Source organism: Qipengyuania aquimaris (genome assembly GCF_020171965.1).
Taxonomy (GTDB): domain Bacteria; phylum Pseudomonadota; class Alphaproteobacteria; order Sphingomonadales; family Sphingomonadaceae; genus Qipengyuania; species Qipengyuania aquimaris_A.
Genome location: NZ_JAIUZK010000001.1, coordinates 456,374 through 471,919 on the forward strand (window position 1 = coordinate 456,374; position 15,546 = coordinate 471,919).

Below are 15,546 nucleotides of genomic sequence, written 5' to 3' on the forward strand. Positions count from 1 at the left end.
GGAAAGGTCTGCACTTCGGTGCGGGCCTTTTTCGTATGCTCAATCGTCGATTGCCTTGAGGAGGCGGCGTTCGATCGGGGCCATGACGCCGGGCAATTCGTGCCCGCGTTTAAGCACTTGTCCGTGCTCGCCATATAGGGTCCACATGCCCTGCTTGCCGCGCAGCGAGGGACGTTTCTCGATCCGAGCCTGCGGTCGTTCGGCAGCGCGCCGAAAGGCCGCGAAAACCGCGACATCGCGCGTGAAATCCATGGCATAATCGCGCCATTCGCCAGCCGCGACCATCCGTCCGTAGAGATCGAGGATGCGGGTCAGTTCTTCGCGGCAAAACCCGACCTGCAACGGTTTGCGACCAGGAAAGGCGACGATCTTGTCACCGGCGAAATTCATCAATCGTCGGTCCCGCTACGCTGATCCGGTTCCCGCTCCGCCCTGAGCGCCGCGATTTCATCCTTCAGCGACTTGAGCTCGGCCTCCAGCTTTTCGATACAGTCGCGGCTCGGTTCGCACGGATCGTCGCAGGGCGTACCGTAGGGAATGAATTCCTTGATCCAGTCCTCTGCCGGGACGAGCGTACTGCGGGCCTTGAGGCCGACCATCGTCGCGCCTTCGGGCACATCGTCGGTCACTACGGCATTCGCGCCGATACGCGCCCGGTTGCCGACGGTGATCGGCCCGATCACCTGCGCGCCCGAACCGATAATTACATTGTCCGCAATCGTGGGATGGCGTTTGCCGCCCTTCCCGTTGGTCGGATTGGTGCCGCCCAGCGTCACGCACTGGTACATGGTGACATTATCGCCGATCTCCGCAGTTTCGCCGATCACGGAAAAACCGTGGTCGATGAAGAAGTTGCGGCCGATCTTGGCACCCGGATGGATATCGATGCCGGTAACCATCCGGCTCCAGTGGTTGACGAGGCGCGCCAGGAAAAACAGCTGCGCTTCGAACAGCCAGTGCGCGATCCGGTGGTAACCCATCGCCCACACGCCCGGATACAGCAGCACTTCCCACCGGCTGCGCGGTGCAGGATCGCGTGCTTTCACGCTGTCGAGGTAGGCTATCAGCCGTTCCAGCATCGGGGTAATTCTCCCACCAAGGGCAATTTAAAGCAAGCGGCCCTGTTCGGGGCCTTCGACAGCCTCGAGCGCATCGCGCCATATCGACATGGTGGCTGGAGCCATTCGTTCAAGGCTGAGCCGGTCGATCTCGGCAACGATCCGCTCGATTGCGGCATAGGAACGTTCCATGCGCGGAACGAGGTATGCAGGCGCCCCTTCGCCGAGCGCAAGGCCGCGCTGCGCCGCGTGGCTGAGCATCAGATCGGTCGCCATGTCATCGTCGGGCGGGCCGATCTCCAATTGCAGGGCGGCGCCCATCCGACTGCGCAAATCGGGCAAGGAAATATCCCAACCGCCTTCGCTCACAGTCATCAGCAGCGGGTAGCCGTCCTCCTGGGCCCGGTTCCAGGCATGGAATATCTCGGTTTCCTCGCGGGTGTCTGCATCGTCGATGGCCCCGCCACCGGTGTGCGAGGCGAACCATTTCGCGATCAACGATTTGCCCGAGCGCGGCGGACCGGCAAGAATGGCGGTGCGGAATGGCCAGCTATCCGAAGCGGCGAGCGCATCGGCAACCGAGCGGTTGCCCGAGCCGATGACAATGCGCTCCGGCTCGCCCGATGCGGCTTGCGTCAGAGGAAGGGCGATCTGGGATTGCGACATGGCCGAATCCGGTGCTCAACGGCTGATAAGCAGCGCGTTGTCTCCCCGGCGAACGTTGAAGCCGCGCTGGCGTAGTGCGTCCGCAAGCTGATTGATCGATCCGGCATAGCTCACCGTGAGTACGGTGGTGCCGCCGATGGCAGTGCTGCGCACACCGATCGCGCGCACACCCTGCCCGCCGCGAATGCCGGCCATCGCTTCATCGAACGAGGGCGCGTCCGGCGTGGCGACCTGGACCGTGTAGAGTGCCACCGAACCTTCGGGTGGAGGCCGATCGATCGGCGCGGCAGTAATCGTACCATCGCTCTCGGCAGTCGGCGTTGCCGCTCGTTCCGCTGCAGCGGCATCCTGTGCCTTGAGCCTGCGGCCAAGTTCGACGAGGCGCGCGATCGCCGGATCGAGATCGCCCATGCGAACATTGAGCGTCGGATCCGGGCGGAGCGTCCCGTCAGCCAGAGCCTCGGTGAAGATTGCGTCGAAACGCTGGACTGCCTGTCCCAGCATGGCAGGCAATTGCTCGGGATTTTCCGCCGTCAGCGCGAATGACCCGAGGAACTGGCTGTCGGGTCCGTGGCGTGCGGTGAAACGCCCTTCCACCGGCCCGCCGGGGAAGGTGTAGTGCAGTTCCGCAACCGGTATCAGGACATCCGCCGCACCGAAATCGTCGAGGATATCGCGCCACCACACGCGGCTGCGCCTGCCGGTCTGCCCATAGGTGAGCAGCAGCGAATCGCCGCCTGCTCCGCTGGGCCTGACGTAATTGATCTGGCTGGCCCCGGCCTGGTAGCTCGCCCAGGCGCGTTGCCAGGGATTGCGTTGTTCGTAGACCAGGGCGGTGCCGCCCGACATCGTTACGGGAAGCAACAGCATCGGCGCGCTGCGCCGTGAGCGACCCTCGGCGCCGAGATACCTGGCCGCACGGGCCCGGTCGAATACCACGCCAAGCGTTGCGACATATCTTTTTGGCCCCAAACGCTCACGCTCGATCACGATGGCGGAGACCATGCTCTCGATCTGCGAATCGGGCAGGCTGGGCCCGTCGATCTTTTCCCACGCTTTCACCTGCGCCTCACGCCATGCCTCTTCGCGCGCTTCGAGGCCGGAATCGGCTTTGACGTCGACTTCGATGCCGGACACTTCGATGTCGGTGGACGAGGCGATCGGCGCGATCCCGCGCTCCCCACCCACTTGCGCATAGGCGAGCCATCCGGCGCCGCCGGTCATGGCTAAGCCGGCTGCGATGATCGCGAGGCGCTTCGAGCGGGGAAGGGAAAAATGATGCCGCATGGGGAAAACAGCGGGCCTTTTGCCCAATCGCTTCTGGAAATCCAAGCGCGAATGCGCGAGGGGCAATATATGAGCAGCGACAACCAGTCCTACACCTACGAACAGGCGGGTGTTTCGATCGATGCGGGCAATGCCCTCGTCAAGGCGATCGGCCCCCTGGTGAAAGCCACCATGCGCCCGGGTGCCGACGGCGAGATCGGCGGCTTCGGCGGTTTCTTCGATCCCAAGGCGGCGGGGTACAAGGATCCCCTGCTGGTTGCGGGGAATGACGGCGTCGGGACCAAGCTCAAGCTGGCGATCGACACCGACCGGCACGACACCGTCGGGATCGACCTTGTCGCGATGTGCGTGAACGATCTGATCGTCCAGGGCGCGGAGCCACTGTTCTTCCTCGACTATTTCGCCACCGGCAAGCTGGAAAACGGCGTTGCCGAGCGCGTCATCGCCGGCATCGCAGACGGATGCAAGCAGGCAGGTTGCGCCCTCATTGGTGGCGAGACCGCCGAGATGCCCGGCATGTATGCGAGCGGTGATTATGACCTCGCAGGGTTCTGCGTCGGCGCGGTCGAACGCGGCGAACAGCTGACCGGAGAGCGGGTGGCTCCGGGGCACATCCTGCTGGGCCTCGCCAGTTCGGGCGTCCACTCCAACGGTTTCTCGCTTGTCCGGCGGCTAGCCGAAGACAAGGGATGGAAACTCGACCGCCCCGCCCTGTTCGACCAGGACCGGCTGCTGGTCGAGACCTTGCTCGAACCGACGCGGATTTACGTCAAATCCCTCCTGCCGGTCGTACGTGACGGTCTGGTCGATGCGCTCGCCCACATCACCGGGGGCGGATTGCTCGAAAATCTTCCGCGCGTGCTGCCGCAAGGGGCCCATGCAGAGGTCGAAGCCGACGGCTGGGACCAGCCGGGGCTGATGGCCTTCCTGCAGGCGCAGGGCAATATCGAGCCGGGCGAAATGGCGCGCACCTTCAATTGCGGCGTAGGAATGGTCCTCGCAGTCGATCCGGCCAATGCGGAGATCGTGCGCACCCGCCTCGAAGATGCGGGCGAAACCGTGCTCGCCGTCGGCAGTATCGTGGAAGGCGAGAAAGGCTGCACGGTTCGCGGTTCTGCCGGGACGTGGTCCGCCAAGGCAGACTGGGAGGCGCTCCACCTTGGCTGAGAAGGCGAAGGTCGCGATCTTCATATCCGGGCGCGGCAGCAATATGGCCGCGCTGCTCTACGCCAGCCTGATCGACGATTGCCCTTACGAGGTGTGTCTCGTCGCGGCGAACGATCCGGAGGCGGAAGGGCTTGCCATCGCCGCGGCCGAAGGCGTCCCGACCTACGCCCTGTCACACAAGGGCATAGCACGCGCAGATCATGACGCGGCCATGGAAAAAGCCGCCCGGGACGCGGGCGCACAATATATCGTGCTGGCTGGGTACATGCGCATCCTGACCGAAGGGTTCGTCGGACGGTGGCGGGGCAGGATGCTGAATATCCACCCTTCGCTGCTCCCGAAATACACCGGTCTCGATACCCACGCCCGCGCGATCGAAGCCGGGGACAGCCATGGCGGCGTGTCCGTCCATCTCGTGACCGAAGAGCTCGATGCGGGCGAGGTGCTGGGCCAGATGGCAGTCGCGATCCGTGACGGCGAGACGCCCGACACGCTTGCTGAACGCGTGCGCTTTGCCGAACACCAGCTCTATCCGCAGGTCCTGGCACGCTATGTCGCGCGCGAGGCTGACCCTGATTTCCTGCTGCAACGGGTGAGGGACCTTGCGCTGGCCCTGCCCCAGAGCCACGAGCGCGAAAGCCACGGCTCACCGGGCTGGCGCGCAGGCAGCGAGAAGTCGGGCAAATATTTCGCCTATTTCAACGACCAGCACCACGGTTCCGAACATATCGCCCTGCTGGTGAAGACCGGCAGCCAGGACGAATTGCTCAACCTCGTTGAAACGCAGCCCGACACCTATTTCAAACCGGCCTATTACGGGGCGAGCGGCTGGGTTGGGCTGATCCTGAACCGACCCGATTGCGATTGGGAACACGTCGCCGAATGGCTCGAGCGAAGCTGGCGGGCCGTGGCGCCGAAATCGGCCACGAAACTGATGGATGCAGCGGACGAGTTCTGATGCAGCGCCTGACGCCTTATCTGTTCTTCACGCTCGCTGTCGCAGGGCTCGTCTGGGTAGCAATCCGGGGCGATGCCGGTTTTGACGAAGAGGTCGATCCGCTGACGGCAGTGATAGTGGTTGCAGGGGTATTCCTGGCAGCACACGCATTACGCCATCTGGCAGCGCGGCTGTTCCGCAAGACTAACGGTAAGGACTAGTCTGCCGTTGCACGGCGCGCTGCGGCAAAGCGTGGCACGGTCATCTCGTTATTGGCCCGCGTTACCTCGATGCGACTGATCAGTGGACCGTCGAACAGAAACCTCCACATCGTAGCCGAGCGAACATTCGACGTGGTATCTTCCAGATGCCCCCGAACGAGCACTTCCTCGCGGTTCGGATCGATCGAATCGAAGACGAGCTTCGGATCGCCGAGAATATCGTAGAATTCCCGGACAGAAATCAGGAACTCATCCGGCCCGATGACCTCGTTGCCGCTCTGGTCGGCCATGGAGAAGTTCGGTGAAAGCAGGCCTTTCGCAGCATTCCAGTCGCGCCGGTTGATGGCGTCGCCGATCGCTGTCACCGCACGCATGTGGCGGCGGCGTTCTCGCGTGGAAGGGAGAATCGCCGAAAACATAACGGGCGCGATCCTAACAGAGATCGCGCCCGTCACCTAATCTGTTACAAAATCAGGCTTTTTCCCGAAATTTCATAACAAATGATATTTCGCTTAACCGACGATTTCGTCGTCGTTGAAGAAAAATGCGATTTCCTTGGCAGCGTTTTCGTCGCTGTCCGAACCGTGGACCGAGTTGGCTTCGATCGATTCCGCATAGGTCTTGCGGATGGTGCCTTCGTCGGCATCGGCCGGATTGGTTGCGCCCATCACGTCGCGGTTGCGCTTCACGGCGTCTTCGCCTTCGAGCACCTGCACCACAACCGGGCCGGAGATCATGAACTCGACCAGTTCGCCGAAGAAGGGGCGTTCGCGGTGGACGTCGTAGAAGCCTTCGGCCTGTTCGCGGGTCATGTGGATGCGCTTCGAAGCGACGACGCGAAGGCCGGCTTCTTCAAGCATCTTGGTGACGGCGCCGGTCAGGTTGCGACGCGTGGCATCGGGCTTGATGATCGAAAAGGTGCGGGTAACCGCCATGATATGTGTTCCTTGCGAAATGTCTTTTGTGGGGGAGAATGTTCTCGCGCGCGCCCCTAGCGCCGCGCGCGCCCGCGAGCAAGCTTTAGCCGATTCCCGCGCTTACGGTCAGTTCCGCTTCGCTGCCGCCATCTGACGCGCGGATGGTGGCCGCGAAGGTAGTGCCGTCATCCACATCTCCACCCGCAAGCACCAGGGCGCTTTCGCCCGGTATGTCGGAGGTGACGGAAAAGCCCGCTTCGCCCGCGAGTCCGCGGTAGAACTCCGCAAGCGCGTTACGGTCGAGCTCGCTTGTGAAGACGATGGTCACCAGCCGCCCGTCGCCCTGTTCGACGCGGGTCACGCTTTCGATTGTCGCACCGGGAGGCAGGACGAAGGGTGCCGGAAGCACCGGGTCGACCGTTCGGCCTGCCGCCAGTGTCGTGCGGGTGCCGTCGCCATCGGTATGCATCGCGCGTACTTCGCCCGTTTCGGGATCGACGGTGTAGCTGCCGATCGGCTTGGCATCCTCTGCCGCTACCTCCGCTGCGGAAGGGTCCTGCGTATCGCCGCACGCGGCCAGCGCCAGGCAAGATGCCATGATGAATGGAAATGTGCGCCCCATGCCCAACCGACGGGCGAAACGGCGAAGGGTTCCAGCCGGTCTAGCGCCCTTCGCGCCAGCCGCCTTCGGGGGTCTGCTTGAAGATGCGGTTGTCGATGTCTTCCCGCGGCGCCAGTTCGCGCCACAGATTGCGCGCGGCGTCGGTCGCCTCTTCTCCGAACAGCAGCATGACCCGCTCCAGTGCGGTCGCTTCCTCGCGCCAGGTGCCATCGGCGAGGATGAGGATCTGCGCCTCGTTTACCGGCTTGCAAGTATCGGAGATGGTGATCGGCTGGCGCGCCGCATGGGGACCGTCGGCAGCGCCGTTGGCAAGGAATCCGCCAGCTGCCCACAACGCCTCGCCGAGGCGTTCGCGAAGTCCTTCATCAGCAGCAACTACCGCCAGCCGCATCCCGGCCTGCATTGCCTTGCCCGCCAGCTTGACCACGGTCACATCGACCGGGTCGCGGCTCAGCTGGTAGAAATCAACGCGCGTCATGCGGTCCCGCTACCCTTGTTGCGCCTGCACTTCTCGGAACAATAGCGCACGTTTTCCCAATCGCGCTCCCATTTCTTGCGCCAGGAAAAGGGCAGCCCGCAGGTCTCGCAGACCTTGCTGGGCAAATCCCCTTTCCGGCGCATCTTGGGAATGGCGAAAGCTCCCGCTTATCCTTCGGCCGTGTCGGAGACGATGCGGTCGATCAGGCGAACGCCGTAACCGGTCGCGCCCTTGCCCCAGGTGCGTCCTGGCTTGTCCGACCAGGCCTTGCCCGCGATGTCGATATGCGCCCAGGCGACATCGTCCGCGATAAAGCGCTGAAGGAACTGGGCCGCCGTGATGGAGCCCGCGCCCTTGCCGCCGATATTCTTCATGTCGGCGATCGGGCTGTCGATCAGCTTGTCGTAAGCCTTGCCCAACGGCATGCGCCAGACAGTGTCGCCCGTGGCTTCACCGGCGGCATCGATGTCCTTCGCCAGCTGGTCGTCGTTCGCGAACATGCCGGCGTGCTCGTTGCCAAGGGCAATGATGATCGCGCCGGTAAGCGTTGCGAAGTCGATGACGCGGGTCGGCTCGAATTCCTGCTGCGTCCAGTGAAGGGCGTCGGCGAGGACAAGGCGGCCTTCGGCATCGGTGTTGAGAATTTCGATGGTCTGCCCACTCATGGAAGTGACCACATCGCCCGGGCGCTGGGCGTTACCGTCGGGCATATTCTCGACGAGGCCCATGACGCCCACGACGTTGGCCGGGGCCTTGCGCTTCACCAGCGCCAGCATGCCGCCCGCAACTGCGCCTGCGCCGCCCATGTCCCATTTCATGTCTTCCATGCCCGGACCTGGCTTGATCGAGATACCGCCGGTGTCGAAGGTCACGCCCTTGCCGACGAAGGCGATGGGGCGTTCGCCTTCCTCGCCGCCGTTCCAGCGAATGGCGAGGATGCGCGAATCGCGAGACGAACCCTGGCCGACACCGAGCAGCGATCCCATGCCGAGCTTTTCCATCTCGGCTTCGTCGAGGACAATCAGTTCCGCGCCCGTGCCTTCGAACCGCTTCTGACAGCGTTCGACGAAGGTCTCGGGATAGATGATGTTGGCAGGCTCGGTGACCAGTTCACGCGTGAATTCGACGCCCTCGGCAAGTGCCGTCAGCTCGTTCCAGGCCGTGTCGGCATCGTCGGGGGCGCCGACCACGGTGACCTTCTTGAGCGTGATCTTCTGCTCGTCCTTCATCTTAGTGCGGTAGATGTCGTAACGCCAGTTGCGCAGGCGCATGCCGAGCAGGACGTGGCCCACTTCTTCGGCGGACAGGCGGTTTTCGGTCACGTCGAGGACGAGTTCCTCGTTGCCGGTGGACTGGTATTTCGCAGCCAGCGCAGCACCCGCCTTTTCGAGGTTCGCGAGGCGCGCATCGTCGGATGCATCGCCCGCCCCCGCCACGGCTATGCGGGCAGCGCCATCGCCATTCGCTACGAAGCCTTCGAAGGTTTGGCCGACATTACCCTTGAAGCGGGCTGCCTCTGCGCCTGCCTTCATGGCGGCATCGAAGGATTGAGGAAGCTTGCCCTTGTCGGCGACATGCGCAATGAGGCGCGCCGCCTGCGGTTGGGTCTTGCTGAATTGGATGTGCATGGAAACTCCCGGAAAACTGTCTGACGCAGCCCGATCGCTGGATGCGGGGCCGCCGAGGATGGCGATTGCGATTAGGCGTGGGCGATGCGATAGGCAAGCCATGCTCCTGTGGCCCCAGCCTTCGCGCAATAGCTTTTTGCACGCCCTCGGGGCCGGAGCCGGTGCGCTTGCCCTGGCTGCCGCTGCGCCGCTGGCCGCGCAGGACGGGGCGGCGACAGGCGCAGGGACGGTGGAAGAACCCGAAGGTGAAAGCCCGACCGACCTGCCTACTCCGCCGGACGCGGTTATCGTCGCGCAAAGCGACCTCGACCCGCCGCCGACCGCGGAGTTCAACGAAGCAGGCGAACGCCAGATCGCCTTCGCCTCCGACATCCTCAGCTACGATTCCGAAGCCGATATCGTCACCGCCGAGGGCAATGTCGTCCTGCGCTCGGGCGAACGCTCGGTCCGGGCGGACAGCGTTAGCTGGAGCAGGCGGACGGGCGTTATTCTGGCCAGTGGCAACGTCCGGTTCGTCGATGAAAACGGCAACCAGCTGTTTTCGGACCAGGTCGAGCTGACCGACGAATTCGAAGCGGGCGCGTTGGAGAACCTCTTACTCGCGCTGCGCCAGGGCGGCCGGCTTGCCGCGCGGCGTGGCCTTCGCGAAACCGACGGGACAATCGCGCTGCAAGAGGCCGCCTACAGCGCCTGCGCAGTGGTCACACCCGAAGGCTGCGACAAGGACCCCAGCTGGCGGATCACTGCCGACCGCGTGATCTACGATCCGCAAGATTCGCGGGTACGCTTCCAGGGCGCTTATCTCGAACTGTTCGGGGCGCGCATCCTGCCCCTGCCCGGCCTCGCAATCCGGACCGATGGCGGCGCAGTCAGCGGATTCCTCGTGCCGGACCTGCGCTTTTCCGAAAGCAACGGGGTCGAGGTTTCGGGAAGCTATTACATCCGCCTCGCCGACAACAAGGACCTCACGGTATCGGCTTACGCCTTCACCGAAGCGCCGCCGATGGTTTCCGCGCAGTGGCGCCACCTGACCGACAAGGGCGCCTACCAGATCACCGGCTACGCCACGAACAGCCGCCGCTTCACCGACGCCACCCGGACCGATACCTTCGAGAGCGAGCCGCGCGGCTACCTGTTCGCCAATGGCAAGTTCCAGTTCACCCCGGAATGGAGCCTCACCAGCTCGGTCAGGCTGGCAAGCGACCGCACTTTCCTGCGCCGTTATGACATCAGCCGCGACGATCGCCTGCGCTCGATGGTCGACCTGGAGCGGATCGACCGCAACTCCTATTTTTCGCTGGCAGGCTGGGCGACCCAGACACTGCGGCTGAACCAGGACCAGGGCCAGGTGCCGATCGCCCTGCCCGCCATGGATTACCGCCTGCGCCTCGACGAACCCGTCCTCGGAGGGAAGGTCGAATTGCAGGCCAACACCCTCGCGATCATGCGCGACGAAGGACAGGATACCCAGCGCGCCTTTGCCCGCGCGAAATGGGACCTGCGGAAAATTCTCGGTCTTGGTCAGGTGGTGACCCTGACCGGGCTTATTCGCGGGGATGTCTACCATTCCAACAACAACCTCCTGACCCAAACCGTGTCGTACCGCGGGGAAAATGGCTGGCAGGCACGCGGGGTCGCGCTGGGCGCTCTCGATGTCGAATGGCCGTTTGTGGGTGAGTTGCTTGGCGGCACGCAGGTATTCACGCCGCGAGTGCAATTGGTGGTGACCCCTCCGATCAGAAACCTTGCCATCCCGAACGAGGATGCGCGTGCAATCGATCTTGAGGACTCCAACCTTTTCGCACTCAACCGTTTCCCCGGTTACGACCGGATCGAAGACGGGGCGCGTATTACCTACGGCTTCGACTGGGAACTCCGCCGTCCGGGGTGGAAAGTGAAAACCACGCTCGGCCAGTCCTACAGGCTCGATGCCGACCGGGACATCTTCCCCGACGGTACCGGCCTGTCCGAAAAGGTCAGCGATATCGTGGGCCGGACCCAGTTGCGGTTCCGCGACTTCGTCAAGCTCACGCACCGCTTCCGGCTCGACAAGGACAATCTGGCCGTCCGCCGTAACGAATTTGACGCTACGGTGGGGACCAGCGCCAGCTATGTGGAGGTCGGCTACCTGCGGCTCGATCGCAATATTACCTCGGTCGAGGATTTGCAGGATCGCGAGGAACTGCGCGCCGCTGCCCGCCTGTCCTTCGCCAATTACTGGTCCGTCTTCGGTTCGGGCGTCTTCAACCTCACAAACCGCGATGAAGACCTGAGCTTGTCGAGCGATGGCTTCCAGCCGATCAGGACCCGCCTCGGCGTTGCCTACCAGGACGATTGCCTCGAACTCGGCCTCACCTGGCGGCGCGATTACGTGTCGGCAGGCGATGCGGAACGCGGTGATACCTTCCAGCTCTATTTCAGCCTCAAGAACCTCGGCTTCAGATAGGCGTTGAACAGGCCCTGCCATGTGGTTGGCAGGGCGAAATAAACGCGCTATCCGCGCTCGCAATCAGCAACGGTTAAGCCGGGCTTTGGCAAAGCCGTTACCTATCCGGGCGCGTAGTGTGCGCCGCAAATGGAATTTTACGCGTGAACGCAACCAAGCTTTCCAAACTCTGCGGTTCTGCCGCTGCTGTCGTCGCCACACTCGCCCTTGCCGTCACCCCGGCAAGCGTCGGTGCGCAGGCTTCGGTGACTGCGAACAACCTCGACCTGCCCGAAAATCTCACGATGCTCACGAATCCGGACCCGAACGTGCGCCGTGCGACCGCTGTGGTAAACGGCCATGTGATTACCGGGACCGACCTCGACCAGCGTGTCGCACTGCTGGTCGAAGCCAACAAATCGGACCTCGCGTCGGACGAGATGCGCCGCGTGCGTGAACAGGTGCTGCGTAACCTGATCGATGAGACCCTGCAGATCCAGGCTGCCGAAGCCGAAGATATCCAGATTTCCAATGCAGAGGTCGACCAGACCTATGCCCGGATCGCCGCGCAGAACAACCGCCGTCTTGAAGACATGCAGACCTACCTGTTGTCGATCGGTTCCTCGCCTGCTTCGCTCAAGCGCCAGATCCACGGCGAGCTCGCCTGGCAGCGCCTGCTCCGCCAGAAGGTGGCATTCTTCGTGAATGTGTCCGCCGAAGAAGTGAACGAGCTGATGGAGCGGCTCGAAGCATCGAAGGGTACCGAAGAATATCGCCTCGGCGAAATCTACCTGTCCGCGACGCCCGAAAATGCGGCCGCAGTCGAGGCCAACGCGCTCAAGATCGTCGAACAGCTCCGCCAGGGTGGCAGCTTCGTTGCCTATGCGCGCCAGTTCTCCGAAGCATCGACCGCCGCAGTGGGTGGCGATCTCGGCTGGATCCGCCTGCCGCAGCTCAAGAACGCCCAGCTCGAAGCGGTTGCGCAGGAAATGCAGCCAGGTCAGCTGGTCGGCCCGATCGAAATTCCGGGCGGCTTCTCGATCCTGTACCTGATCGAAAAGCGCCAGGTGCTTACCGCCGACCCGCGCGATGCAATCCTGAGCCTGAAGCAGATCCAGATCTCCTTCGACCAGAACGCCACGCAGGCTGCCAACGAAGCGCGCCTTCAGGAATTCCTCGCCGGCGTCCAGTCGATGCGCGGCTGCGGAAGTGCGAACCAGATCGCCGATTCCATCGGCGCCTCGGTTGTCGATAACGACCAACTGCGCGCTCGCGCACTGCCGGAACAGCTTCAGCAGATCGTGCTGGGCCTCGGCATCGGCGAAGCCACGCCGCCGTTTGGCGACCTGCAAGACGGCGTGCGTGTCCTGATGCTGTGCGGTCGTGACGATCCGGAAGTCCAGTCGGGCCCGAACTTCGACCAGCTCATGCAGCAGATCGAAGACGAGCGGATCAACCGCGCAGCACAGCGCTACCTGCGCGACCTGCGTAACGACGCCTATATCGAATATAATTGACGCCCGCCCCGCTCCCCCTCGCCGTATCCTTGGGCGACCCTGCGGGGATCGGGCCGGAAATCATCGCCGCCGCCTGGGCGCGCCGCGACGCTGAAGCGCTCGCCCCCTTCTTCTTGGTTGGCGGCGCAGGCGTGGTTGCTTCGGCGGCGCAATCGCTCGGGATGTCGCTTCCGGTGGAGCGAATTACTAATCCCTCGCACGCAGCGCAGGTTTTCGGGCGAGCGCTTCCAGTGCTCGGGCTGGAAGACGACCCGTTCAGGCCGGGTGAGCCGACCGAAAATGGAGCCAGGCTTGCCCTGCACTCCCTAGAACGCGCGACTCAACTCGCGCTCGAGGGGGAGGCTGGAGCGCTCGTCACTGCCCCGATCGCGAAGTCCGAACTCGCAAAGGTCGGCTTCGATCATCCCGGCCAGACCGAATTTCTCGCTTCCGCCTGCTCGCTCGACCAGCGCGATGCCGTGATGATGCTGGCCGGTCCGAGCCTTCGCGCCGTGCCCTTGACCGTTCATTGCGCCCTTGCCGAAGTGCCCGGCAGGTTGAGTGTCGAATTGATCTGCCACCGTGCGCGTATCGTCGCACAGGCCCTGCAACGCGATTTCGGCCTCGAACGCCCGCGCCTCGCAGTTTGCGGCCTCAACCCTCATGCCGGCGAAGATGGCCGCTTCGGCGATGAGGAACAGCGCATAATCGCGCCCGCGATCGAGGCATTGCGCGACGAAGGCTATGATGTAAGCGGCCCTCATCCCGGAGACGCCCTGTTTACGCCGCGCGCGCGCACGACTTTCGATGCCGCGCTGGCGATGTATCACGACCAGGCCCTGATCCCTTTGAAGGCGCTCGATTTCGATGAGGGCGTCAATGTAACGCTCGGCTTGCCGATCGTACGGACGAGCCCCGACCATGGGACGGCTTTCGACATTGCGGGCAAGGCCATCGCCGATCCCGGGGCGATGATCGCCGCGCTGCGCATGGCAGGCGAAATGGCGCAGCGGCGCGCACGCCATGGCTGACTTGCCACCTCTACGGGAAGTGATTGCCCGTCACGGCCTCAGCGCGAGCAAGGCTCTGGGCCAGAACTTCCTGTTCGACGAGCAATTGCTCGACCGGATCGCCGCCATCCCCGGAGATCTCGCAGGGAAGAAAGTGCTTGAAGTCGGACCGGGCCCGGGCGGCCTCACCCGTGCCTTGCTGCGCGCAGGTGCCGAAGTCACCGCGATAGAAATGGACAGTCGCTGCCTGCCTGCGCTGGCCGAACTTGGCGATGCCTTTCCCGGCAAGCTCAAGGTCATCCAGGGCGATGCGCTGAAACTCGACCATGCCGAGATCATGGGCGGCGAGCCCTTCGCCGTGCTTTCCAACCTGCCCTATAATGTCGGGACCGCGCTGTTCGTGCGCTGGCTGGGCGGGGAAAACTGGCCACCGCTGTGGACCAGCCTCACGCTTATGTTCCAGCAGGAGGTCGCCCAGCGCATCGCGGCCACTCCCGACAATTCCGCTTATGGCCGGCTAGCCGTTCTCGCCCAATGGCGTAGCGAGGCGAAGATGGCGATGAAGGTGCATCGCAGCGCATTCACGCCGCCGCCCAAGGTGATGAGCGCCATCGTCCACGTCGAACCGCGCGAGATGCCCGATGGCGTCAGCGCGCGGGTGCTGGAGCGGCTCACCGAAGCCGCCTTCGGTCAGCGTCGCAAGATGCTGCGCCAGAGCCTGAAAGGCGTGCCTGGCGCGGTGGAGGCGCTGGAACAGGTCGGCATCGACCCGCAGCGCCGCGCGGAAACGCTTTCCGTGGCCGATTTCGTGGCGTTAGCCCGAGTGCTTTCGGGCTAAGCCGCGTCGCGCACGATCCTGCGATACAGGTGCCAGGTCGCGTGCCCGAAGATCGGCAACGCTACCAAAAGCCCCAGGAATGCCGGGACCAGGGCGACCAGTAGCGACAAGGCGATAATCGCCGCCCATAGGGTCAGCATGAGTTTGTTAGACCGGAATGCGGCCAAACTGGTGATGATCGCCGTCAGGAAATCTACCTCCCGATCGACGAGCATCGGCAGGCTGACGACGGTCACCGCGTAAAAGGCGAGCGCCATGATCGCGCCAACCGCAGTCCCCACGGCCAGCATCGCCAGCCCCGCAGGGGTCAGGAACGCCTCGACCGATTCAGCGCCGACGCCCGATTCAGCCATGAAGATCGCAAAAATGCCGTGGGCGATGATCATCCAGAAACTGAAGGCGACGAAGACGATACCGCCCATCATGATGAGTTGTTCGTCGCCCTTGCCCCTCACAGCCCCGAGCACTGCGCCCCATTTGACGGGAAGCCCAGCCTCCCGCCTTCGGCTGACTTCGTAAAGGCCGACTGCAGTGAATGGCGCGACAAGCGGGAAGCCCGCGACGGCGGGGACGAACCACATCGTCTCGCCCCATTCGACCGCCGCGACATAGAGGAACAGCCCTGCCGCGACATAGATCGCGGCGAAGAATAGGCCATAGATCGGGCAGGCGAGGAAATCGGCGAGGCCCGCTTTCAAGGCCCTGCCAAGATCAATCAGTGACAGATTGCTCGCCACTCTCACCGGCGCGATTTGTACTTCGCCTGCCGCGTCCATCGTCCCGCCTCCTCTCGACC

Annotated in this window: 18 protein-coding genes; 7 read left to right on the plus strand and 11 right to left on the minus strand. The window is 63.6% G+C overall.

What is annotated here, in order from left to right:
- Nucleotides 1-39: 39 nt before the first annotated feature.
- Genes LCM24_RS02270 through LCM24_RS02285 form a run of 4 tightly spaced genes read right to left on the minus strand, consistent with a single transcriptional unit; the run spans nt 40 to nt 2,948 of the window.
- The gene (locus LCM24_RS02270) at nt 40-390 is read right to left on the minus strand and encodes a DUF2794 domain-containing protein (RefSeq protein WP_224802573.1); all 351 of its coding nucleotides are present in this window, start codon (nt 388-390) and stop codon (nt 40-42) included.
- A complete protein-coding gene (epsC, locus tag LCM24_RS02275) occupies nt 390-1,079 on the minus strand; it encodes a serine O-acetyltransferase EpsC (protein WP_090481093.1) in 690 nt (229 codons plus the stop codon). The genes LCM24_RS02270 and epsC overlap by 1 nt, the downstream gene beginning before the upstream one ends.
- 27 nt (nt 1,080-1,106) lie before the next feature.
- Nucleotides 1,107-1,724, minus strand: a complete 618-nt coding sequence (locus LCM24_RS02280; RefSeq protein WP_224802574.1) for an ATPase — start codon at nt 1,722-1,724, stop codon at nt 1,107-1,109.
- A 15-nt stretch (nt 1,725-1,739) separates the two neighbouring features.
- Complete coding sequence (locus tag LCM24_RS02285) at nt 1,740-2,948, minus strand: heavy-metal-associated domain-containing protein (RefSeq protein ID WP_224802575.1); 1,209 nt, start codon at nt 2,946-2,948, stop codon at nt 1,740-1,742.
- A gap of 132 nt (nt 2,949-3,080) precedes the next feature.
- Here LCM24_RS02285 and purM point away from each other — a divergent pair, with 132 nt between their 5' ends.
- The 3 genes from purM to LCM24_RS02300 are packed head-to-tail and all read left to right on the plus strand — an operon-like array spanning nt 3,081 to nt 5,336.
- Nucleotides 3,081-4,178 carry a phosphoribosylformylglycinamidine cyclo-ligase gene (gene purM, locus LCM24_RS02290; protein WP_224802576.1) on the plus strand — a complete coding sequence of 366 codons (1,098 nt, stop codon included), beginning with the start codon at nt 3,081-3,083 and terminating at the stop codon, nt 4,176-4,178.
- Nucleotides 4,171-5,136, plus strand: a complete 966-nt coding sequence (purN, locus tag LCM24_RS02295; RefSeq protein WP_224802577.1) for a phosphoribosylglycinamide formyltransferase — start codon at nt 4,171-4,173, stop codon at nt 5,134-5,136. The genes purM and purN overlap by 8 nt, the downstream gene beginning before the upstream one ends.
- Nucleotides 5,136-5,336, plus strand: coding sequence for a hypothetical protein (locus LCM24_RS02300; RefSeq protein ID WP_224802578.1), 201 nt, complete (start codon nt 5,136-5,138; stop codon nt 5,334-5,336). The genes purN and LCM24_RS02300 overlap by 1 nt, the downstream gene beginning before the upstream one ends.
- On the opposite strand, the gene LCM24_RS02305 is transcribed toward LCM24_RS02300, so the two are convergent.
- The 6 genes from LCM24_RS02305 to LCM24_RS02330 form a co-directional block, all read right to left on the minus strand.
- Entirely contained in the window at nt 5,333-5,710 is a 378-nt protein-coding gene (locus tag LCM24_RS02305; protein WP_224802579.1) for a nuclear transport factor 2 family protein, read from the minus strand. The two genes, LCM24_RS02300 and LCM24_RS02305, sit on opposite strands and share 4 nt — an antisense overlap.
- Before the next feature lie 138 nt (nt 5,711-5,848).
- Entirely contained in the window at nt 5,849-6,271 is a 423-nt protein-coding gene (gene ndk / locus LCM24_RS02310; protein WP_221564370.1) for a nucleoside-diphosphate kinase, read from the minus strand.
- Between the two features lie 85 nt (nt 6,272-6,356).
- Complete coding sequence (locus LCM24_RS02315; RefSeq protein ID WP_224802580.1) at nt 6,357-6,851, minus strand: hypothetical protein; 495 nt, start codon at nt 6,849-6,851, stop codon at nt 6,357-6,359.
- Between the two features lie 64 nt (nt 6,852-6,915).
- Nucleotides 6,916-7,353 carry a DNA polymerase III subunit chi gene (locus tag LCM24_RS02320; RefSeq protein ID WP_224802581.1) on the minus strand — a complete coding sequence of 146 codons (438 nt, stop codon included), beginning with the start codon at nt 7,351-7,353 and terminating at the stop codon, nt 6,916-6,918.
- Nucleotides 7,350-7,496, minus strand: a complete 147-nt coding sequence (locus LCM24_RS02325) for a DUF2256 domain-containing protein (protein ID WP_100259362.1) — start codon at nt 7,494-7,496, stop codon at nt 7,350-7,352. Before LCM24_RS02325 ends, LCM24_RS02320 begins: the two co-directional genes overlap by 4 nt.
- 24 nt (nt 7,497-7,520) lie before the next feature.
- A complete protein-coding gene (locus LCM24_RS02330; RefSeq protein ID WP_224802582.1) occupies nt 7,521-8,981 on the minus strand; it encodes a leucyl aminopeptidase in 1,461 nt (486 codons plus the stop codon).
- A 100-nt stretch (nt 8,982-9,081) separates the two neighbouring features.
- On the opposite strand from LCM24_RS02330, the gene LCM24_RS02335 reads away from it, so the two are divergent.
- The 4 genes from LCM24_RS02335 to rsmA all read left to right on the plus strand — a co-directional run bounded on the left by LCM24_RS02335 (nt 9,082) and on the right by rsmA (nt 14,750).
- Nucleotides 9,082-11,427 (plus strand): LPS-assembly protein LptD, encoded by a 2,346-nt coding sequence (locus tag LCM24_RS02335; protein ID WP_224802583.1) that lies wholly within the window; start codon nt 9,082-9,084, stop codon nt 11,425-11,427.
- Between the two features lie 134 nt (nt 11,428-11,561).
- Nucleotides 11,562-12,923, plus strand: a complete 1,362-nt coding sequence (locus tag LCM24_RS02340) for a peptidylprolyl isomerase (protein WP_412093794.1) — start codon at nt 11,562-11,564, stop codon at nt 12,921-12,923.
- Nucleotides 12,920-13,933, plus strand: a complete 1,014-nt coding sequence (pdxA, locus tag LCM24_RS02345) for a 4-hydroxythreonine-4-phosphate dehydrogenase PdxA (protein ID WP_224802585.1) — start codon at nt 12,920-12,922, stop codon at nt 13,931-13,933. The genes LCM24_RS02340 and pdxA overlap by 4 nt, the downstream gene beginning before the upstream one ends.
- Nucleotides 13,926-14,750: a 16S rRNA (adenine(1518)-N(6)/adenine(1519)-N(6))-dimethyltransferase RsmA gene (rsmA, locus tag LCM24_RS02350; protein WP_224802586.1), complete on the plus strand. Its 825-nt coding sequence runs from the start codon at nt 13,926-13,928 to the stop codon at nt 14,748-14,750. Before pdxA ends, rsmA begins: the two co-directional genes overlap by 8 nt.
- Here the strand turns inward: rsmA and LCM24_RS02355 are convergent.
- The gene (locus LCM24_RS02355; RefSeq protein WP_224802587.1) at nt 14,747-15,526 is read right to left on the minus strand and encodes a DUF2189 domain-containing protein; all 780 of its coding nucleotides are present in this window, start codon (nt 15,524-15,526) and stop codon (nt 14,747-14,749) included. The genes rsmA and LCM24_RS02355 overlap by 4 nt on opposite strands.
- Between the last annotated feature and the right edge of the window lie 20 nt (nt 15,527-15,546).